Origin of the sequence: Photobacterium sp. WH24, assembly GCF_019204055.1 — a bacterium.
GTDB classification, from domain to species: Bacteria; Pseudomonadota; Gammaproteobacteria; order Enterobacterales; family Vibrionaceae; genus Photobacterium; species Photobacterium arenosum.
This window is the reverse complement of sequence record NZ_JAGSOZ010000007.1, coordinates 108,419-129,486: the sequence shown is the minus strand read 5'-3', so window position 1 is coordinate 129,486 and position 21,068 is coordinate 108,419. Positions and strand designations below refer to the sequence as shown.

The 21,068-nt window shown below is 51.7% G+C and carries 16 protein-coding genes; 13 read left to right on the top strand and 3 right to left on the bottom strand.

Annotated elements, in window-relative coordinates:
- The first annotated feature begins 32 nt into the window (after nt 1-32).
- The 9 genes from KCG43_RS10525 (at nt 33) to KCG43_RS10485 (ending at nt 10,691) form a co-directional block, all read left to right on the top strand.
- Complete coding sequence (locus KCG43_RS10525; protein ID WP_218384718.1) at nt 33-689, top strand: DUF2913 family protein; 657 nt, start codon at nt 33-35, stop codon at nt 687-689.
- A gap of 202 nt (nt 690-891) precedes the next feature.
- Nucleotides 892-2,262 carry an MATE family efflux transporter gene (locus tag KCG43_RS10520; RefSeq protein WP_218384716.1) on the top strand — a complete coding sequence of 457 codons (1,371 nt, stop codon included), beginning with the start codon at nt 892-894 and terminating at the stop codon, nt 2,260-2,262.
- Nucleotides 2,263-2,632: 370 nt separating this feature from the next.
- Entirely contained in the window at nt 2,633-3,304 is a 672-nt protein-coding gene (locus tag KCG43_RS10515) for an ABC transporter ATP-binding protein (protein ID WP_192016603.1), read from the top strand.
- A complete protein-coding gene (locus tag KCG43_RS10510; protein ID WP_218384714.1) occupies nt 3,285-5,750 on the top strand; it encodes an ABC transporter permease in 2,466 nt (821 codons plus the stop codon). The genes KCG43_RS10515 and KCG43_RS10510 overlap by 20 nt, the downstream gene beginning before the upstream one ends.
- On the top strand, nt 5,750-6,913 hold the full coding sequence (locus tag KCG43_RS10505; protein ID WP_218384712.1) for a lipocalin-like domain-containing protein: 1,164 nt from the start codon (nt 5,750-5,752) through the stop codon (nt 6,911-6,913). The genes KCG43_RS10510 and KCG43_RS10505 overlap by 1 nt, the downstream gene beginning before the upstream one ends.
- A 185-nt stretch (nt 6,914-7,098) precedes the next feature.
- Entirely contained in the window at nt 7,099-9,486 is a 2,388-nt protein-coding gene (locus tag KCG43_RS21515) for an S-type pyocin domain-containing protein (protein ID WP_218384711.1), read from the top strand.
- Nucleotides 9,467-9,724 (top strand): bacteriocin immunity protein, encoded by a 258-nt coding sequence (locus tag KCG43_RS10495; RefSeq protein ID WP_218384710.1) that lies wholly within the window; start codon nt 9,467-9,469, stop codon nt 9,722-9,724. The genes KCG43_RS21515 and KCG43_RS10495 overlap by 20 nt, the downstream gene beginning before the upstream one ends.
- A 24-nt stretch (nt 9,725-9,748) precedes the next feature.
- Nucleotides 9,749-10,468, top strand: a complete 720-nt coding sequence (locus KCG43_RS10490; protein ID WP_218384709.1) for a colicin E3/pyocin S6 family cytotoxin — start codon at nt 9,749-9,751, stop codon at nt 10,466-10,468.
- Between the two features lies 1 nt (nt 10,469).
- The gene (locus tag KCG43_RS10485) at nt 10,470-10,691 is read left to right on the top strand and encodes a hypothetical protein (RefSeq protein ID WP_218384708.1); all 222 of its coding nucleotides are present in this window, start codon (nt 10,470-10,472) and stop codon (nt 10,689-10,691) included.
- Nucleotides 10,692-10,887: 196 nt separating this feature from the next.
- Here the strand turns inward: KCG43_RS10485 and cra are convergent, their stop codons facing one another.
- Nucleotides 10,888-11,871 carry a catabolite repressor/activator gene (gene cra / locus KCG43_RS10480; RefSeq protein WP_218384707.1) on the bottom strand — a complete coding sequence of 328 codons (984 nt, stop codon included), beginning with the start codon at nt 11,869-11,871 and terminating at the stop codon, nt 10,888-10,890.
- A gap of 301 nt (nt 11,872-12,172) precedes the next feature.
- Between cra and fruB the strand changes: the two genes are divergently transcribed.
- The 3 genes from fruB to fruA are packed head-to-tail and all read left to right on the top strand — an operon-like array spanning nt 12,173 to nt 16,062.
- Nucleotides 12,173-13,321 carry a fused PTS fructose transporter subunit IIA/HPr protein gene (gene fruB / locus KCG43_RS10475; RefSeq protein WP_218384705.1) on the top strand — a complete coding sequence of 383 codons (1,149 nt, stop codon included), beginning with the start codon at nt 12,173-12,175 and terminating at the stop codon, nt 13,319-13,321.
- Nucleotides 13,322-14,311: a 1-phosphofructokinase gene (gene pfkB, locus KCG43_RS10470; RefSeq protein WP_218384703.1), complete on the top strand. Its 990-nt coding sequence runs from the start codon at nt 13,322-13,324 to the stop codon at nt 14,309-14,311.
- A 17-nt stretch (nt 14,312-14,328) separates the two neighbouring features.
- Nucleotides 14,329-16,062, top strand: coding sequence for a PTS fructose transporter subunit IIBC (gene fruA / locus KCG43_RS10465; protein WP_218384701.1), 1,734 nt, complete (start codon nt 14,329-14,331; stop codon nt 16,060-16,062).
- Between the two features lie 278 nt (nt 16,063-16,340).
- On the opposite strand, the gene KCG43_RS10460 is transcribed toward fruA, so the two are convergent.
- Together KCG43_RS10460 and KCG43_RS10455 are read right to left on the bottom strand one after the other, a co-directional pair.
- Nucleotides 16,341-17,093, bottom strand: a complete 753-nt coding sequence (locus KCG43_RS10460; RefSeq protein WP_192016622.1) for a hypothetical protein — start codon at nt 17,091-17,093, stop codon at nt 16,341-16,343.
- A 291-nt stretch (nt 17,094-17,384) separates the two neighbouring features.
- Nucleotides 17,385-18,218: a pyruvate, water dikinase regulatory protein gene (locus KCG43_RS10455; protein WP_192016623.1), complete on the bottom strand. Its 834-nt coding sequence runs from the start codon at nt 18,216-18,218 to the stop codon at nt 17,385-17,387.
- A gap of 221 nt (nt 18,219-18,439) precedes the next feature.
- Between KCG43_RS10455 and ppsA the strand changes: the two genes are divergently transcribed.
- Complete coding sequence (gene ppsA, locus KCG43_RS10450) at nt 18,440-20,803, top strand: phosphoenolpyruvate synthase (protein ID WP_218384697.1); 2,364 nt, start codon at nt 18,440-18,442, stop codon at nt 20,801-20,803.
- Nucleotides 20,804-21,068 lie beyond the last annotated feature (265 nt).

The following is a 21,068-nucleotide window of genomic DNA, read 5'->3' as shown; positions in this document are numbered from 1 at the left end:
TGTGATTGAATAAGAGTATTTGAAAGAAAATTATGGCTGCGTTTTATCAAGAGCTGAACAAACTGGTGGATGAAGGTCTGGCTGAGTTGGAGTCTTCTGTTACAGCAGGCAAAACTCCCAACAATCCGGTGAGTGAAACGCACTTTATGAGTGCCTGGATCACCAAAGTGATTAAACAGCAACGCTATGATCATTGTGTGGCGAAAACATTGCTGGGTTGGCAGCAGATGGCACGCAGTATGGGTAAGCAGGCACAGCTGAAGCTGAAGTTTGAACACCTCGCATGGGCGCTGTCGGGTGTGCTGACTGAAGAAGGCACCACCAGTCCGGTGAAATCTGAACAATTGGACAGGTTTTACAGTGCGCTGCTGCAGCTCGACTGGGTGGTGGCGACAGAATACGAAGTGAACCGAAAAGTGACGCACCACACCGATGGTCAGGCGTCATTGGTGGTGTGTGCGAAGCAGTCAAATGAAGCATTTGATGAGGCAGGAAGACTGGCTAAGCCATTGTCTGTTTATGTTCGCGGCAATATCCAGCAATGCATTGATTTGGCCTATCAGCAAGGATTACTGCTGTACAAGGTTACTGACTATAAGTCGCTGGTGAAATACCACGGTGAATATATTCTTTATCCTGATAATGCAGGTGACTATCTTCCCGAACTTCCCACGCGAGCAGCAGAGTAAGAGACATTAAAGTGCAGCGAAGTCGCTGCATTTTTTATATTTTTATTATGTTTATCACGGTTTGTAGCCTGTCAGATAGAGTAAATAACAGGTCGGTTCAGGTTGTCATTCACTTGTGACTTCAACTTGTGATTTGAAAGGGCCAGTATAAAATCCGGGCCTGTCGCTTTTCTTGTTCTCTCCTTATTTTTCAGGAATATGTATGTCGCCATCTGCTTCTCCTTTATTTGAAGGGGTGTTTGTCCGTCGCCTGCTGGCGATTGCTTTTCCTATTGCCTTACAGGTTATGCTGTTTTCCAGCCGTAGCCTGGTCGATATTCTGATGCTGGGTCAGTTAAATGAACTGGATGTGGCGGCAATTGGTATTGCTGGCCGGGCACTGTTTGTCGTTACTATTATGCTGTTTGGTGTGACGACGGGGGGTGCATTACTGGCGGCCCAGTATTGGGGTGCTGGCAATCAGCACGGGATGAAGCAAAGTGTTGCGCTTACGCTGACCATGACAACCCTGGTCGCCACACTGGCTGCGCTGGTATTTCTTGTGCTTCCTGAGCAGGTTATCGGATTGGCGACAAATAACCCGGAGGTGATTGCCCGGGGCGCTGAGTATCTGCAAATTACCGCCGTGAGTTTGTACGCTGTGTCGTGGGGCAGCAGTGTCTCTGTGGGTTTACGGGCTATGCATCAGCCTGCGATCAGCACGCTGTTCAGTGCCGTAGGCATTGCGCTTAACCTGTTCCTGAACTGGGTACTGATTTTCGGTAATCTGGGGATGCCGGCTTATGGTATTGCCGGTGCAGCATGGGCCACGGCGATCAGTGGTCTGGTCGAAATCGCGCTGCTATTTGGTTATCTGCATCTCAAGGATCACCCGATTGCGCTGCGCTGGTCGCTGTTTCCTGAAGTACTTAATGCTCAGATGATAAACCGCTTCCTGAAATTGTCGCTGCCTACTACTTTTAACCATCTTGCCTGGTCGGGCGGGATCTTCATGTATCACGTCATTATCGGGCAGGCCGGTGTCGATGGTTTGGTGGCCTTATCGGTGATGACGCCTATCGAGTCGATGGCGCTGGCGATGCTGATTGGTATTTCCAATGCATCAGCCGTACTGATTGGCAATCAGTTGGGCGGCAGTAACATGGTTCAGGCTTACCGGCAGGCCTGGGCCGTCACTGTGATCAATTTTGGCTTTGCTGTGGTCACGGCTGGACTGATGTTTCTGAGCCGCGATCCTGTACTGGATTTGTTTGCTGCCATGACAGCGGAAACCCGGGAGTTGACCGAACATTTCTTCATGATTTTTTGCGTCGGTATGATAGTGAAAAGCTTGCCGATGACCATGATAGTTGGCGTGTTACGGGCAGGTGGCGACATTCGTTTTTGCTTTTATCAGGATATTGCGGCGCAATGGATGATAGGGATCCCACTGACTGCATTTTGTGCCTTTGTGCTGAAACTTCCGCTGGAATGGGTTTACGCCATGCTGGTATTGGAGGAAGTGGTGAAAATCATCGGTTCCAGCATACGCATACGCTCAAAAGCCTGGATGAATAATTTGGTGGCAGGTTAAAGTTTCATCCCATAACTTCCGATCCGGATGTTATCGCATGATAATCAGTTTTTTCTTTATTCAGACAAAGGATGACTGATTGGGTAGACCACAACACCAACAGAAAATTATAAGCATCGCCATCCTGGCGGTGCTTTTTTTTGCTCTATAAAAGAGAGGCTTGGCGCAATGTGACAGGAACAAGCCTGCTGGCGCTATATACTACACTAAGTGATGAGTGTTGAAGTGAACACCTCAGTAGCAATGAGCTTTGTTTGATATGACGTAAATTAATCCGTTTTCCAATGTGAGAGCATAGTCACTATTGGCTGTCTGCCCATGATACTTAAAGGTGGTTTGGCATCATTCGATTCACGCTTGGAGAAAAAGGATGTTGAAACTGATTGATCTCTGCAAAGGGTATCAGGATGGCAATGAGTTTCATTCTGTGCTTCAGGGAGCCGAACTGACATTACAGCGGGGCGAACAGGTTGCATTGATGGGGGAAAGCGGGTCAGGAAAAAGTACATTACTCAATCTTATTGCAGGGCTGGATAAGGCAGACCAAGGTGAAATCTGGCTGGCAGATACCCCGATTCATGCCGTGACAGAACGTGAACGCACGGCTTTTCGCCGTCATCATATTGGCCTTATTTTTCAGCAGTTTAATTTGCTTCCTACTTTAACAACACAAGACAATATCCAATTCTGCCGCCAGTTGAAAGGCTGGCCGGAAAAGCCTGAATTGTGGCGAGCGATTGTCTCTGCACTGGATTTAAAACCTCTACTTAAGCGCTATCCGGAGGAAATGTCAGGTGGTCAGCAGCAACGGGCGGCCATTGCGCGGGCCTTATATATGGAGCCCGACATCCTGCTGGCTGATGAACCGACGGGCAGTCTGGATGAGCGCAATGCTCAGGCTGTCATGCGATTGCTGACCGGACTTTGTGAGCAGCTAAATTGCTCCTTGCTGCTGGTGACTCACAGCAAGCAGGTTGCCTCCTACATGAATTCCAGCATAGTGCTGAAAGGGGGCGTACTGAATGCGAAGCCCCGTCTTTAATGCTTTGTGGGGGCATTACCGGCGCCACCCTCTTCAGATAGTGCTCTTGCTGCTGGGGTTGATGATGGGCGTTGCTCTGCTCGTCGGCGTGCTGGCGGTCAATCAGCAGGCCAAATCGAGCTACAGGCAAGGCGAGCTGTTATTTGATAACCCGTTTCAGTATGCCATCCGTCATCATCAGGCAGGAATGACTGTGCCACAGGGCTTTTACATTCAGCTGAGGCGACTGGGATATAAACAATGTGTCCCCCTCGAAACCCACAGGATTCAGACGGCTGAAGCCGGTGAGCTGACGCTGGCAGGTATCGACCCGTTTGTTATGTTGCCGTTCGCGCAGTCTAATGGTCAGCTGACGGGAGCACTGTCCCTGACACAAAAGCCTTATCCGATATGGATAAATCGCGAACTGGCCGCGGTAAAAGGACTGACAGAGGGCCAGCTACTGAGGCTGGATTCTGGCGATGCAGTTGGACGTCTGGTGCTGGTGGGCAACAACCGGATTCAGGGCTCGCGCCTACTGGCTGATATGGGGCTGGTCAGGCAGTTATTTCCCCGTTCCGGCTTCACTGCCGTGCTGTGCGGTGCATTGAGCGCTCAGGAGCAACAGGATATCAATACCCTGTTGCCCGGCGGTCTGATCCTGACGGAAAACGACAGTGCACAGCTGGAACCGCTTACCCGGGCATTTCACCTTAATTTGTTTGCTATGGGGATGCTGGCTTTTGTCGTCGGGTTGTTCATCTTCTATCAGGCCATGTCATTGTCGTTAACCCAGCGTCAGTTTCTGGTTGGCTTACTCTGTCAGGCTGGCGTGACGGGCAGACAGCTGGCGGGCGCCTTATGCATTGAAGTGGTCATCTGGCTGATGATTGGCGTCTCGGGCGGCAATCTGCTGGGACTGTTTCTGGCCCGTCAGTTATTACCTTCTGTCGCCGTGACACTGAGTGATCTCTATCAGGCGAATATTGCGCTGACAACGGGATGGCACTGGCAATGGGGGGCGCTGAGTCTGGTTATCGCTGTTCTGGGTACTTTGCTGGCTTGTGGCTGGCCGTTAATGAGGTTGATTCGTACCCAACCGATCAGGCTGACTGCGCATATGACTATGGTACGAGGCAACTGGCGAGAGTTTATCTGGCAGGCTGGCATGTCCGGCGTATTTATTATTGCTGCCATCATTGTCTACTTTGTCGATCACAGCCAGTTTGCCGGCTTTGTGCTGATTGGCTGTCTGTTAGCGGCGGCGGGTTTGATCATGCCATTTATACTGTGGGCGGCCTTTAAGGCCATTGCCAGATGCCTGAAATCGCCACGGTTGCGCTGGTTTTTCAGTGATGCCGCCGCCAGCCTGAGTTACCGGGGCGTGGCGGCGATGGCGTTTATGCTGGCGCTGGCAGCCACCATAGGCATGGATACCATGGTTGGCAGCTTTCGGCAGGCAACTCAGACCTGGCTGGGCCAGAGGCTGGCTGCCGATATCTATGTGCAGCCTGCCACGGCTCAGGCTCCGGTAATAGCAAACTGGGCTGCTGAACAGCCTGAAGTGACCGAGCTTTGGTGGCGCTGGCGACAGGAAGTCCCTGCCGAGCTGAAAGAACACACCTTGCAGGTGCTCAGTGTTGGCCGTTCAGACGGTGAAAAACAGTCGCTGCCCATGAAACAACATCTAGACGGCTACTGGTCTGCGCTGCAGAACAACGGCACGGATAAAGTGTTTCTGGCCAGTGAATCTCTGGCGCTGAAAAGGGGATGGCAGCCCGGCCAGCGTGTTGATTTACCGTTAAGGCTGGGAGAGAACTGGCTGATGGCCGGGATTTATTATGATTACGGCAACCCGTACAGCCAGATCTTTGTGTCTGATGAGCAATGGCACAGGCTGTTCCAGCAGGATGGCAAAGTCAGTCTTGCCATCCACCTGGACAACAAAGATCACACCTCCGTGTTTCAGGACAGCTTGCAGGAAACATTTGGCCTGAAGTCTAATCAGGTTCGCGATAACGCACATATCATGGCACAGGCACTGGCGGTGTTTGACCGCACTTTCGTCGTCACAGCCACGCTGGGTAAACTCACGTTGTTGGTGTCAATCGGTGGCTTGTTTATTGCAACAATCGCAGGTGAGCTATCGCGCCAGAGACAGTTTGCTTTACTGCGCTGTATGGGCATGACAGGTAAAGAACTGGCCTTGCTGGGCGGGGGGCAGTTAGCTGCTATTGGCGTACTGACGGCAATGATTGCTTTACCCCTTGGATTGCTGCTGGCACAACTGCTGATCGATGTGGTGCTTAAGTATTCTTTTGGCTGGACCATGCCTGTGCAGTTTTTCCCGCTTCAGTACCTGCTGACACTCGGGACGGCGCTGACAGCATTGCTGCTGGCCGGTGCCTGGCCGGTGTGGCGTTTGGTTAAGCGCTCAGCCATGCTGTCGCTCAGGGAGGCATTTTGATGCTGCTTGCTGATGCGCGGTTCAAACCGCTTGTTTTTGTTCTGTGTCTCCTGTCAGGCGTATCGGGGTGCGAACCAACGAGTGTGCCAGAAAACCGGGCAGCAGACATACTGTCGCAGCAGAGCCAGGCTGGTTTTGAACAGGTCTTGCCCGGTTTGCCTCTGGTGTTTCCCAGGGATCACTTGAGCCATCCGGGGTTTCGCACCGAATGGTGGTATCTGACAGCCAACCTGGAAACGGCACAAGGCCAATGGATTGCGGTGCAATGGACGTTGTTTCGCATCGCCACTCAGCCGCTTTCAGGCTCTGAAGGCGCCACTGGCTGGCAAGATACGCAGCGGTTTATGGCGCATGCGGTGGTGACGACGGCGGAGAAACGCTGGCAGGCAGAGCGGTTTGCCCGCGGCGGCATTGGTCAGGCCGGTGTGGAAGGAAAACCGTATCGTCTCTGGCTGGATAACTGGCGCTGGCAGGGGCAGGAGTCATCGCCGTTTCCCGCCACCCTGACGTTTTCAGACAGTCATTCAGATGCCCACACCGATGCTCACACTAATAGTGATACGAGCATGAGCGATAGCAGCATGGCCGCAACGCTCAATATCCGGAGCTATGGCAACCTGGTCAGACAGGGTAAGGCGGGTTACAGCCAGAAAGACCCCAAGGATCCGCGGCTGGCGTCTTACTACTACAGCATGCCATTTTTGTTACTGGACGGGGTTGTGACACTGGACGGCGAGACAATAGCGGTGAAAGGTGAGGGCTGGTTTGACCGAGAATGGAGCAGCCAGGCGATGTCTGAGCATCAAACCGGCTGGGACTGGTTTTCTCTCCATCTGGATGATGGTCGCGCATTAATGCTTTATCAGCTCCGCAGTACGCAGCATGTTCCTTTTGCCTTCGGCAGCCTGAGCTGGCCGGATGGCCGTTCAATCGCCCTGTCTTCTGATCAGGCTTCATTGACACCGATAGCGACAAGCACACTCTCCGGCAGGGAAATTCCGACCCGCTGGCATCTGCAAGTGCCTGCACAACAGATCGATCTCGATGTGCAGGCGCAAAGGGAAGATCAGTTACTGCCGTTTCTTTTCCCGTATTGGGAAGGCCCGGTGACCGCTTCCGGCAGCCAAAACGGACAAGGTTTTATGGAACTGACTGGGTATTGATTAAGATAGCTTCTTAAAACCTCACGCCTCTTTCATTTCCACAACCCAAACCGGCAATTCGCAACCAACAACCTGTTATTTTCACTGACAAACCCCCTCAAAAACCGTCACACCGCAACCGCTTCCCAGTGGTAAAATCTTGCGCAAAATGTTTGATATAGCTGCTTTTTTGTTAAGGAGGCATTGTGAGTGCGGATGACGATTCAGTGAAGCGAAGATATCCCAGGGCGGCTTATGCGCCCCTTGAGGATTACTCCACCCTTGCACCTCCGCCGTCGGCAGGGGAAGACCCGGAGCCAGTGGCACAGTTTGAGTACAGTTTTGATCTGTCCTGTTCGGCAGAGTCATTGCACCAGCACAGCACTTGCGAATTTGCGTTAGGCAACACCGAAGCAGAAGACTGGCGGACAAATTGGCAAATCAAACCGATTGAACAGGGCTATCGCCACACCACAGAGGTCAGGGTTGAAGAGCCGAAACATTTGTACGTGATCCGCGCCAGCTCATCGCTGGGTGTGACTCCGGTTGAGCCGGTGACCGTTCATCCCAAAGGAGCCGGTCAGGCGCAGGACGCCTTCGTGGCTGTGATGCCTGCGGTGGAAATTGACGGTCGTCTGGGCCACCCCACACAGGGTTACTTCTACCATTTTTGTGACGATAAGCTGGTGCAGGAATACCAGATTCTTGGTAATCAGCGCTGGGCATTTCAGGCGACGTATTCCACTCATGATCAACTCAGTGATGCGCTTTATCAGGGTGCACAGAGTGCCATCCTACTGCCGTGGAAGCGAGGCGATCAGAAGGCAGACAATCAGTATCTGGTCTATCGCCGCGAGCGGATCACCCGCCTGCATCTGGATAATCTGAGTGAAGACTGGCTGGTACAAAACGGCGTCAAAATCGATCTCGGTGCGCTGCTGGATGCCATCAAAGAGCCTGTTGTTGTGCGGGAAAACAGTAGCAATGAGCAGCGTCAGACTGAGTCAACAAGCTCTCATACGGTACAGCGCGATCCGGCCACCGGACAGCGGGAATCATGGTCTGATATTGCACAGCAATACGGCCTGACCGCCCGCGAATTACTGGATTTGAATCCAGGCTATGAAGAAAACCCCTTGTTGCTGGAGGCGGGACATATTCTGACAGTACAATCACCGGATGCTGTGGCTGCCTCCGAGCCGGTCAGGGAGTGGCCGCCGGTGCCGCCAGCCGATGTTAATCAGCCGCTCAACACTTGCTATCACTACGACGGTTCGTGCATTGAAGACACCAGCATCATTCCGATGTATCCCAGCGGGCTGGCGGCAGACATTCCCGTCGTGCGTATCAAGTCGGTGGTAGCGCCGGTGTTTGCCAAATCCTGCGATATCCCGCAAGGATGCACAGACGCCGGTACATCGCCAGAGCCGATCACCCATTTCGGGCCGTTCTCGTGGTTTTTCAGCTCGGCTCATGCCAATCCAATCGCAGTTATTCAGGCACAGCAAGCCACCCAGTCAGCACTTGCGAGCAGTGCTGGCGGCGCGGTTGGCAACAAGGCACTCAGTTCGGCCAATAAGGATGCCGCTAACGCTCTCATCAGGCTGACCGGTAAACTCGGCAGTGTGCTGGACGACTATCGGCTGATGACCTCAGGCGGGATTACCTCAGTGCTGATGATGCAGCGAAAAATCTGGCACGATGACGACACCCAGCATACCGAAGAAGAACTGCACAACCTGGACAGCGTGCAAAGCCGGATCCGCATCCGCCTGACCGACCCGGCGCCGGGCGAATCTTATCCGCAGGTTCGTGCGTATCACATGGATGACACCCGCATTCCGGTGCGTTATGTCGGACTGGATAAAAAGACCAACAGCTACTCCGTTGCGCTGGAGGAAAACGGCCCGCATATTACCTGGACGCCGAATGAAGAGGGCAAGCCAGAGTGGCAGCTGACACCGGATCATGACGACGGTTTTGAGACGGGTGATATTCACACCATACCGATATCTGATATGCCAACCCCGACGGTTGAAACCTATCCTGCCGCAGAAGAAGCACACTGGAGCGATGCGATTTTGGTGTTTCCTGTCGATTCAGGGATTGCGCCGATTTATCTTGTTTACAAAGAAGACAGGCGTAATCAACCGGGTGTTGTCACAGGTAAAGGAAAAGATGTACCGTGGGAAGATGGTTACTGGCTGGGCAAGGCGGCTGATGAAGGTCAGGGGCAGTATATTCCTACTCACATCGCCACTGCCTTGCGAGGGCAAAAGTTCAACCGGTTTTCCGAACTCCAGTCTGCGTTCTGGCTGGAGGTGGCTAAAGATCCACAGCTGATGAGTCAGTTTAATCGTCGTAACCAGGCACTCATACGCAAAGGTAATGCGCCAGCTACAGAAAAAGAGTTTCACTGGGGAGCGCCTGGAAAAGAAAAAAAATTAAAGAAATTCTCGTTGCACCACGTCGAGCAAATCCAGCACGGCGGGACGGTATATGACCTGGACAATCTAAGAGTGGTGACACCTCGCCTGCATTGGGGGGAGATCCATGGCACTAAGGGGAGACTCAATGTTAACAATGAAAAATAGCTTGCAGGACTACACAGAAGCTGAGTTCTTCGAAATTCTGGAGCAGACCATTGAAGCCGAAGAGGAAGACGTCGACACACTGGCGGACTTTTTTGAAGAGCATGTTCGTCATCCAAAAGGGTGTGATTTGTTGTTCTATCCAACCAAATGTGGAATTGAAGACTCGCCTCAAGCAGTGATTAACGAATTAAAACGCTGGTACGCCGAGCAGGGCTTACCCTGCTTCAAGTCTGAGTAATCAACGTACAGCACGCCACAATTGGTGAATTCCATTGATTGTGGCGTGTATTTCTCCCCTCAACCCGATTTACTGGCAAATGTCTCCCTTCATTCAAACCGCATCCGCCTGACCGACCCGGCACCGGGCGAATCTTACCCGCAGGTCCGTGCGTATCACATGGATGACACCCGCATTCCGGTACGTTATGTCGGACTGGATCAAAAGACCAACAGCTACTCAGTTGCGCTGGAGGAAAACGGCCCGCATATTACCTGGACGCCGAATGAAGAGGGCGAGCCAGAGTGGCAACTGACACCGGATCATGACGACGGTTTTGAGACGGGTGATATTCACACCACACCGATATCAGATATTCCAACCCCGACGGTTGAAACCTATCCTGCCGCAGAAGAAGCCCACTGGAGCGATGCGATTTTGGTGTTCCCTGTCGATTCAGGGATTGCGCCGATTTATTTGGTATTTAATAAACTTAATAGGGATATACATTTTTTTCTTGCACCTGATGGAACACCGCCGTTACCTGCATTTCCTGATGCAATACGTGTAAAGTCTAAAACCAGTGTTCAAGGGGGAGGGTCAAAGAGAAGGCGATGGAAAGATAAAAAACATATTTATGAGTGGGATTCACAGCATGGCAAGGTCGAAGTTTATGATAAAAATGGCAAGCACATCGGAGAATTTGACCATATAACGGGTGAGCAAAATAAACCTCGAGATCCATCCAGAAAAATAGAGAAATAACATGTATATACTAGAATTATTTGACAAAAAAACAGAAGAGTTAGTTGTTGAACATCAATTGCTAGAACTTAAAGATGACGATGTACTAGATCTATTAGGTTTTCCTTTACAAGGAAACTGTGCTGATTTAGATGAAAATCAAATAATAAAATTAGAGAACGTATTAGGTAGAAGCTTTAATTGTGTAGGCTATGATGCAGAGCTTTGTGAGGTTGAGAGTTAGTGCTTATTCTCGCCGAAATCTTAGTAATATTTTCGATAAAATGCTGCCTCCCTTGTGGATTTCCGCCTGCGCAGAAATGACGGAGGAGAGGAAAATGACAGACCCGGCACAGGGCGAACCTTACCCGCAGGTTCGCGCCTGGCACAGAGACGATGCGTATACTTGGGTGCGTCAGCTTGGTTATTCCTACTTTCCTTCAGCGAATTTTTAATTGCCGCGGAATCACTTCGACGCCGGGGTGGTACCGTCCCGCGGTGGCATTGAGTGCCAGTTCCAGTGCGCTGTCAGCAATATCTTCAAACTGTTGTGGCAGAGAATGTATGCGCATCGGCAGAAAATCCAACAGTCTGTGATCGCCAAAGGTCGCCAGTTTGATGGTGGCCATCAGCTTGGGGTGGGACAGAAAACAGTCCAGCATGCCTTCAAACAGGGTGTAGGAGGTAATGAGTATACTGTCCGGCACCTGATCGCTGTCAATCCAGGTCTGCAGTAGGCGCTGGCCTTCTTCAGGGCTGAAGTGCGTGCCATACAGCGTATTGACGGCTATGTCTGGCCGGTGATCACGGATGGCGGCATGGAATCCCATTTCCCGCTGTTGCGAGATACCCAGATCCGGCACGGCGCCAATCAGGCCAATAGAAGCAGTGTCAGCTTGTATGAGCTGCTCGGTCAGCGCATAAGCACCATCGTGATCTTCACTGATTACACAGGCAAAAAATTCATCATCCAATCCACGGTCAATCGCGATAACCGGGACACCGGCATCCTGGATCTGGCGGTAAAAACCATTGTCAGCAGGTAAGCTGCTCGCCACAATCAGAGCGTCGATACGCCGCCCGACCAGCGTCTGCGCCACTTTCATTTCTGTCTCTGGTTCATCGTCAGAGCAGCTGATAATCACCTGGTAGCCGGCTTTGCGGGCATCACGCTCAAGAAGCTTGGCCAATTTTGCGTAACTGGAGTTTTCCAGATCCGGGATGATCAGGCCCAGCGAACGTGAGCTGCCTGCCCGCAGCGCGCTGGCCGCATGGTCAGGTTTGAAGTTGTGTTCATCAACCACGGCCATGACTTTTTGCTGGGTCTTTTCACTGATCCGGTACTGGCTGGCTTTGCCGTTAATCACATAGCTGGCCGTCGTGCGGGAAACGCCCGCCAGTCTGGCAATTTCATCTAGCTTCATCGTGTCTCATTCACTCGAAAATCTGGCAAAGTGTGTGGTGGATCATAGATTGAAAACGGATCCAATGTCCAATGTTTGCAATTCTTGCTGAATCGATCCAGCATCATAGCTGAAAGGTTTCAGCACTGTCTTATCAGGTATTCTATACTTTCTGGTACATCGCTGAAACTTTTTATTTACCTCGTTGCTGAATCGTTTCAGCTTGGCTTAAGTTGTCATTGAGCATGAATCGGTTATCAGACAAAACATTCAGTATATCCGGCCTCCAGAGCCGGTGAGAACAAACAGGGGAGTGAAACATATGTTGTCACTGACGCAGCAAGACATAGTGCTGAATCAATCAGCCAGAGATAAAACCGCGGCAATATCGGCCCTTGCCGGTGAACTGACACAACAAGGCTTGGTATCTGAAGGCTATGTCAAAGGCATGCTGGCCCGTGAGGCGCAAAATTCGACCTTTCTCGGTAGCGGGATTGCTATTCCTCACGGGACAACCGATACCCGTGATCTTGTCCAGCAAACCGGGGTGAAAATTCATCACTACCCGCAGGGTGTCAACTGGGGTGACGGTAATACTGTGTATCTGGCGATTGGCATTGCTGCGAAATCGGACGAACACCTCGGGATACTGAAACAACTGACGAAAGTGCTGTCGGCAGATGGTGTGGCAGAGCAGATCCGGCAATCTAACACTGCTGAGGCTTTAATCTCACTGCTCAATGGCGACACTCAGCTGGAAGCCGATTTTGATGAGTCACTGATTGCCCTGCATTTTCCTGCGACCGATTTACTGCAGCTGACAGCGGTAGCAGCTGGCCTGATTAAAAATAAGCAGGCAGCCGATAACGCATTTGTTGCTGATGTGATAGCTGAGGGCGCTTCGTATCTGGGGCAGGGACTGTGGCTGGCCAGAAGCAGCAAAGGGGTAAGCCGTACGACCATGTCTTTTGTGACGCCGTCACAAGACATCATCCACCAAGAACAATCCATCCACCAAGAACAACCGGTGAAAGGCTTGCTCATGCTGGCTGCCTGTAACGCGGCCTGTCATAAACCGCTGAACCTGCTGGCGCAAAAGATGTACCAGAACCAGCTGCACACCCTGTTTGAAGCCGATGCGGCACAACTGTCGGCCTTGTTTACAGACGCTCAGCCAGCGGCGAGCGATGAGGCTAACACTGCGGTGTTTAAGATTCGCAATGCGCACGGCCTGCATGCCCGCCCCGGCGCCATGCTGGTGAGTGTGGCGAAGAAATTCGAATCGGCGATTCAAGTGAAAAATCTGCAGGGCGACGGTAAATCTGTCAATGCCAAGAGCCTGATGAAAGTGATTGCGCTGGGTGTCAAGCATGGTCATGAACTGGAATTTATGGCTGACGGCTCGGATGCCCCTGAAGCCCTGTCGGCCATCGGTGATGCGATTGCTGCCGGACTGGGTGAGGGCAGATAGATGAACACTCAGGCAACCCGAAATGACACCCAACCCAAAGTGGTGGCGGTCAATCTCAATCCGGCGCTGGATTTGACCGGCAGTTTATCCGTGCTGGAGGCCGGTACGGTCAATCTGGTCGAACGAGGATCTCTGCACCCGGCAGGAAAAGGGGTCAATGTCGCCCGTGTACTGGCCGAGCTGGGCGCCGCTGTGACTGTGACCGGACTGCTGGGAACTGAAAATCAGGATCCGTTTTGTGAACTCTTCAGCCAGTACGGTATTGAAGACGCGTTTGTCCGTGTGCAGGGAGCAAGCCGGATTAATGTCAAACTGGTTGAAGCCAGTGGCCGTGTCAGTGACATCAATTTTCCCGGTGTGACAGTCAGCCAGGACGATGTTGCCGCCATGGAAAACAAATTGTTTGAGCTGGCCGAGCAGCATGAGGTGTTTGTGATTGCAGGCAGTCTGCCGGCGGGACTGAGCCCGCAAGTTTGTGCGGAATGGATCAAAAGATTAAAAGAGCAGGGCAAAAAGGTGCTGTTTGACAGCAGTAATCAGGCCCTGAAAGCCGGCCTGACGGCTTCGCCCTGGCTGGTGAAGCCCAATGATGAAGAGATGTCCGCCTGGTACGGCAAGACATTGGAAACACCCGCTGAGCTGAAAAGCGCCGCGGAAACGCTCTATCGTCAGGATATCGCGAATGTTGTGGTGTCGCTGGGCGAAAAAGGCGTGATGTGGCTGGATGAATCTGGCTGGCTGTACTCACAGCCGCCAGGCATGGAGGTCGTCAGCACCGTTGGCGCCGGGGATACCCTGGTGGCTGGCTTATGCTGGGGTTACCTCAATCAATGGAATAAACAAGAAACACTGGCGTTTGCGACGGCTTTGTCGGCACTGGCAGTGACCCAGGTAGGGGTCGGCGTACCTGATGCCGGGTTGCTTAACCAAACGTTGGAAAGTGTTCAGATCAGTAACCAGCAGCCTGTTGGCCAAAACGCGAATTGTTGAATGACAAAGGTGACGACATGAAGATAGCAATACTGACCGCTTGCCCGAGCGGAATCGCAAATACGGTCATCGCGGCCGGTTTAATGGAACAGGCGGCCAATGCACTGAACTGGCAGGCTGAGATTGAAGCCCAGTCCAGTATTATGCCGGTGACACCGCTGTCACAAACCGCCATAGAGCAGGCAGATGCTGTGGTAGTAATTGCAGACTGCCCGGTGGATCTGAGCCGTTTTGTTGGTAAAAAAGTGTATCGCGGCGGCATGGCAGGCTGCCTGGCTGATCCTGATGCCTTCCTGCAATCGGCGGTATCACAGGCAACTGTGCTGGAGCAGGCGGAGCCCGTCGCTGCAGAGTCCGCATCAACTTCTGCGGCTCAGCACATTGTTGCCATTACGGCATGCCCGACAGGGGTCGCACACACTTTTATGGCAGCAGAAGCGCTGGAAGCAGAAGCCAAACGCCAGGGGTATAGCATTAAAGTCGAAACCCGTGGCTCGGTGGGAGCCAAGAACCAGTTGACGGCTGAAGATATTTCAGCGGCTGATTTGGTGATCATTGCTGCCGATATAGAAGTGGATCTTTCTCGTTTCGAAGGAAAGCGACTGTATAAAACCAGTACTGGTGCCGCATTGAAGAAAACCCGACAGGAAATCGACAATGCTTTTGCTTCGGCTTCCGTGTTTCATGGTAAAGCCTCCGGCGCGGCCACGCCGTCAGCCAAAGAAGAGAAAACCGGTCCTTACAAGCACTTGATGACGGGCGTATCGCACATGTTGCCATTGGTGGTTGCCGGTGGTCTGGCTATCGCCCTGTCGTTTGTGTTCGGTATTGAAGCGTTCAAAGAAGAGGGCACCTTAGCTGCGGCATTAATGCAGATTGGTGGCGGCTCGGCCTTTGCACTGATGGTTCCTGTGCTGGCGGGCTATATCGCGTACTCTATCGCGGACCGTCCGGGTCTGGCACCGGGCTTAATTGGCGGTATGCTGGCCAGTTCAACCGGGGCCGGATTCCTTGGTGGTATCGTTGCCGGTTTCCTGGCGGGGTACAGTGCCAAGCTGATTGCAGAAAACGTGCGTTTACCCTCTTCGATGGAAGCACTGAAACCCATTCTTATCATTCCGCTGCTAGCCAGCCTGATCACCGGACTGGTGATGATCTACATCGTTGGCGGTCCGGTGTCTGCGGCCATGAACGGGTTGACTGAATTTTTGAACAACATGGGTTCAACCAACGCTGTGCTGCTGGGCATTCTGTTGGGCTGTATGATGTGCTTTGATTTAGGTGGCCCGGTCAATAAAGCGGCCTATACCTTTGGTGTCGGTCTGCTGGCATCACAAACCTATGGCCCGATGGCGGCCGTGATGGCCGCCGGTATGGTACCGGCGCTTGGCATGGGTCTGGCCACTTTCCTGGCTAAGCGTAAGTTTTCACAGCCTGAGCAGGAAGCGGGTAAAGCCTCTTTCGTGCTGGGACTGTGTTTTATCTCAGAAGGGGCGATTCCATTTGCCGCTCGTGATCCCATGCGAGTGATTCCAAGCTGCATGGCTGGCGGCGCGTTAACCGGTGCATTGTCTATGCTGTTTGGGGCAAAACTGATGGCACCGCATGGTGGTCTGTTTGTGTTGTTCATTCCTAACGCCATTACACCTGTGCTGATGTATCTGGTCGCGATTGCAGCAGGTACGATTCTGACGGGGGCCACCTATGCGTTTTTGAAACGCACTGAACAGGCGGAACTGGTGACGGCATAATGAAAAGAGCCCCAGACATATAAAATGTCTGGGGCGTTGCCACCGCTGCCTACTGAATCTGTGGGTGCTTATCCTCATTATGCACTCTGCTTTCCCCAAAAAGCGCATGACATAGAGTGACTGAGAACACCGACCGCTTTGTTGTATGTAGGCTCTCCTTGCGAGTAAAAACTGCCGTATTGGCGAATGCGCATTTTTCCCAATTATTATTGTTGATTGCCCAATGTCATCGTGGATGCATTGATGTTGTTATTATTGCCATCGCTTGTTGCCTGCGATTATTCTTCGACTGTGTACAGAATGGTGTCATCACTGGTAATCAGCAGGTAGGTATCCCCTGGCTCCAGGTTAGGTAAACAAAGATCCAGTTGCTGCGGATCTACCACCTCGCCGTCCTGACCTTTGGTCGCTGAAATTTCAAACTTATCACCACAACTTGCCATCAATATGGTTGACGAGACTTTACCTGCAGCAACATTGGTTGAGCCAGTGGCTGTGGCTGACTGGTAATCAATTTTGATGTCTGTGTTGGTAAAGACTCTGAACCCGTACTGATCATCCGGTACGTCATCGTCGTTATCGCGTCGGATAGAGGTCACTCTGAAGCTATTGGTGGTTTCCCCATCCAGCCAGACAATCGTCCACCAGTCCTCACCATTGTTGAGCAGGGTATTTGTCTGCGCCGGTTCTTCTTCCAGCTGGTATTTGGTGTCCCAGATACCAATGGAGACAGGCTGGGCTGAACTGCCGCCCCAACGGTGCATATACTCGCGATGTGTGCTGTCGCTGATCGGGCCTCCTTGCATATTACCTGTGGTGAACAAACTGGTAGTGCTCGCATCTGAGCCGTTTTGCACAAATACATTCACTTGCTCGCGGGCTGTATTGACGAAGGTCAGTCTGGCCTGGTGTTCAAGCTGACCGCTGCCACCTGATGCATCGCCAGAATCACTGCCTGAGCCGCCACCACAGGCAGTCAGCGTTACAATAATTCCCAGATTAAGCGTAAAACCCCAAAATGGCTTATTCATTTGCCACCTCTAGTTGGATTAATTTATTCCTTTCTCAGTAAGCATATTTCAACGATTGGAGCTTTTTTGAGTAATAAGGGGGGCGCAGAAAAGTTTTCATTAATTAGTTCAAATTGCGAGGTTTTTTCACTCTCAAAGCTGAGACACGCTGTCTGGCGGTGGGATAATGCATGCACTCAGCAAATCGGGAGGAGAAATATTCGTGACGCAGGAAAACCACTAAACCATAGATTGACACTATGGTTTAGTTAATGGCGTAGTTAATTTTATAACATTATCAATACTATTTTATTAACACATTCTGCGTTTCAGGCCGCTGATATCCAGCAACCGGGTTGAGATCTCTTCAACCGACAGAGAGGTGGTGTTGAGATAAGGGATCGCTTCGCGGCGGAACATGGCCTCTACTTTTGACAACTCACTTTCACATTGCCCTTCACTGGCATACTGGCTGTTGGCGTAGCGCTCATTGCGTATGGTGACAAGGCGCTCTGTATCTATGGTTAAACCGTATGTTTTGTAACGATAAGGTTCAATCCCTTTGGGTAGTCTGAGGCTGTTCATATCGTCAGCTATGAAGGGGTAGTTCACTGCACGAATGCCAAACTGCATGGCCAGATAGAGGCTGGTAGGGGTTTTGCCACATCTTGATACGCCAAGCAGAATAATATCGGCCTTATCCAGGTTACTCAGGGATATTCCATCGTCATGAGCCAGGGTGTACTCGATGGCTGCGATCCTGTCCTGATAGCTTGCCACATCACGGCTGATGCTGTGTGAGCGGCCCAGCATGGCATTGGGTTGCATGTTCAAATCTTTACTCAGAGGTTGCACCAGAGCGTCAAGCACATCATACAATTTGGCCTGACATTGATTAATAACGGCTTTTACTTCAGGCAGAACGATGGAGTAAAAAACCAGTGGCTCGATGCCGGATACCCGATGAGCTTCATCAATTTTTTCTTTGACTTGCTGAGCGCGTTCAACCGACTCAACAAAAGGCAGTGTGGTTTGGCGAATCTCGAGGTTAAATTGACCGAGTACGGCATGCCCAAGTGTTTCAGATGTAATCGCTGTACCGTCAGAAACGTAAAACACATCACGAAAATCAGATTTGCGGCGCATAATAAGTTGAGTCCTTTAGATGATCCTGTAACGATTGAGGCCAACATACAATTTATAACTATAACCCTACAGGGTAAGTGTTCTGCTGAGCAAGGTTTTGCCAGCAGTTTGTCTCGAACGGTTACTATTCTGAAGCAAGTTTTTTTTTGAATGCTAAAGCAATCGTTTCCGTTAAGAGTTTGCCCACACTATACAGCTGATCCAATACAAGGAGACTTCCCGTGCAACAGAATGTTGTTTGGTATGATGCTTTATCAATGAACGACGTTGATAAAGTTGGTGGTAAGAACGCATCGCTGGGCGAAATGGTCGCCAATCTTGCGAATGCTGGCGTGAAAGTACCTAACGGTTACGCAACAACATCTTATGCATTCAACCAGTTTCTGGAAGCCAATAACCTGAATGATCGTATTTACGATCTGCTGGATACGCTGGATGTCGATGATGTGAACGCGCTGAAGCAGGCGGGTGATACTATCCGTAAATGGGTGTATGAAGCACCGTTGCCAGCCGACCTTGAGCAGGACATTCGTCAGTGCTACAAGGAACTGGGTGAAGGTGACGAGATGTTGTCCGTCGCTGTGCGCTCTTCTGCAACCGCTGAAGACCTGCCAGATGCCTCATTCGCAGGCCAGCAGGAAACTTTCCTCAACGTTCGCGGTATCGATTCAGTTTTCGAAGCCGTGAAACACGTATTTGCTTCTCTGTTTAACGACCGTGCTATCTCGTACCGTGTTCACCAGGGTTTTGACCATAAAGGTGTGGCACTGTCTGCGGGTATTCAGCGCATGGTACGCTCTGATAAAGCCTCTTCCGGTGTGATGTTTACACTGGACACTGAATCTGGCTTTGATCAGGTTGTGTTCATCACTTCTTCTGTAGGTCTGGGTGAAATGGTCGTGCAAGGCGCGGTTAACCCGGACGAATTTTACGTCCATAAACCCACTCTGGTTGCCGGTAATCCTGCCGTCGTTCGTCGTACTCTGGGCTCTAAGCTTCAGAAAATGATTTACGGTGAAGGTAAAGCACTGGGCACACAAGTTGTCATCCAGGACACAACCGCCGAAGAGCAAAACAGCTTCTCCCTGACTGATGACGAAGTCGAGGCTCTGGCGAAGCAAGCCATGATCATCGAAAAACACTACGGTCGTCCAATGGACATCGAGTGGGCGAAAGACGGTATTACCGGTGAGCTGATGATTGTTCAGGCCCGTCCGGAGACTGTTCGTTCCCGTGATGATGCCAACGTGATGGAGCGTTTCCACCTGAACGGCCAGGGTACATCTCTGGTTGAAGGTCGTGCTATCGGTCAGCGTATCGGTACCGGTGTGGTCCGTGTGGTGAATCATCTCGACCAAATGGATCAGGTGCAGGCTGGCGATGTGCTGGTGGCTGACATGACTGACCCGGACTGGGAACCTGTCATGAAGAAAGCGGCTGCCATCGTGACTAACCGTGGTGGTCGTACTTGTCACGCGGCGATCATTGCCCGTGAACTGGGTATTCCTGCTGTTGTCGGTTGTGGTAACGCCACTGAGCTGCTCAAAGACGGTCAGATTGTGACGGTTTCCTGTGCACAAGGTGAAACGGGCTTTATCTACGAAGGTGAACTGGATTTCGAAATCCGCCGCTCTGAAGTGGACAACCTGCCTGAACTGCCACTGAAAGTCATGATGAACGTCGGCAACCCGGATCGTGCATTCGACTTCGCCTGCATTCCCAACGAAGGTGTGGGTCTGGCGCGTCTGGAGTTCATCATCAACAAGATGATCGGCATTCACCCGAAAGCGCTGCTGAACTATGACGCGCAATCGGACGAGCTGAAAGCTGAAATCGATCGCCGCATCGCTGGTTACTCCGACCCGGTTGAGTTCTACATTCAGAAACTGACCGAAGGGATCTCCACCCTGGCTGCCGCATTCTGGCCGAAGCGTGTGATTGTACGGATGTCAGACTTCAAATCGAACGAATACCGCAATCTGGTTGGTGGTGTGAACTTCGAACCGGTTGAAGAAAACCCGATGATTGGTTTCCGTGGCGCATCGCGTTACGTGTCGCCTAAGTTCCAGGATTGCTTTGCACTGGAATGTGAAGCGATTAAACGTGTTCGCAATACCATGGGTTTGCGTAACGTTGAAGTGATGATCCCATTCGTGCGTACCGTGAGCGAAGCGGCTTCTGTAATTGACTTGCTGGCCAAATTCGATCTGCGTCGCGGCGAGAATGGCCTGAAAGTCATCATGATGTGTGAGCTGCCATCGAACGCGATTCTGGCCGAAGAGTTCCTGAAGTACTTCGACGGCTTCTCGATTGGTTCCAACGACATGACACAGCTGACGCTGGGTCTGGACCGTGACTCAGGTGAAATCGCCCACATGTTTGATGAGCGTAATGAAGCCGTGAAAGCCATGCTGTCGATGGCCATTAAAGCAGCCCGTAAAGCCGGGAAATATGTCGGTATCTGCGGTCAGGGCCCATCTGACCATGACGATCTGGCCGACTGGCTGATGGAGCAGGGCATCGATTCTGTTTCACTGAACCCGGATACCGTGGTGGAAACCTGGCTGCATCTGGGTAAGAAATAAGTACAAGTCAGCTAAGCTGAAATGAAAAAGCCCGCGCATGTCGCGGGCTTTTTCATGCTTGTCCGTCTTGTCAGGCAAAGGGGATATCCGTGCTCAAAACACACTCGGATAGTTCCTCCCCCTTTTCAAGGGGGAGGTTAGGAGGGGGTTACTGGGCACAGACGCCAAATATGTGCTCACTTCACGAACCCCACCCTGACCCTCCCCTTGCCAAGGGGAGGGGATAATCGTGCTCACAATAGATTCGGTGCTGTTCCTCCCCCTT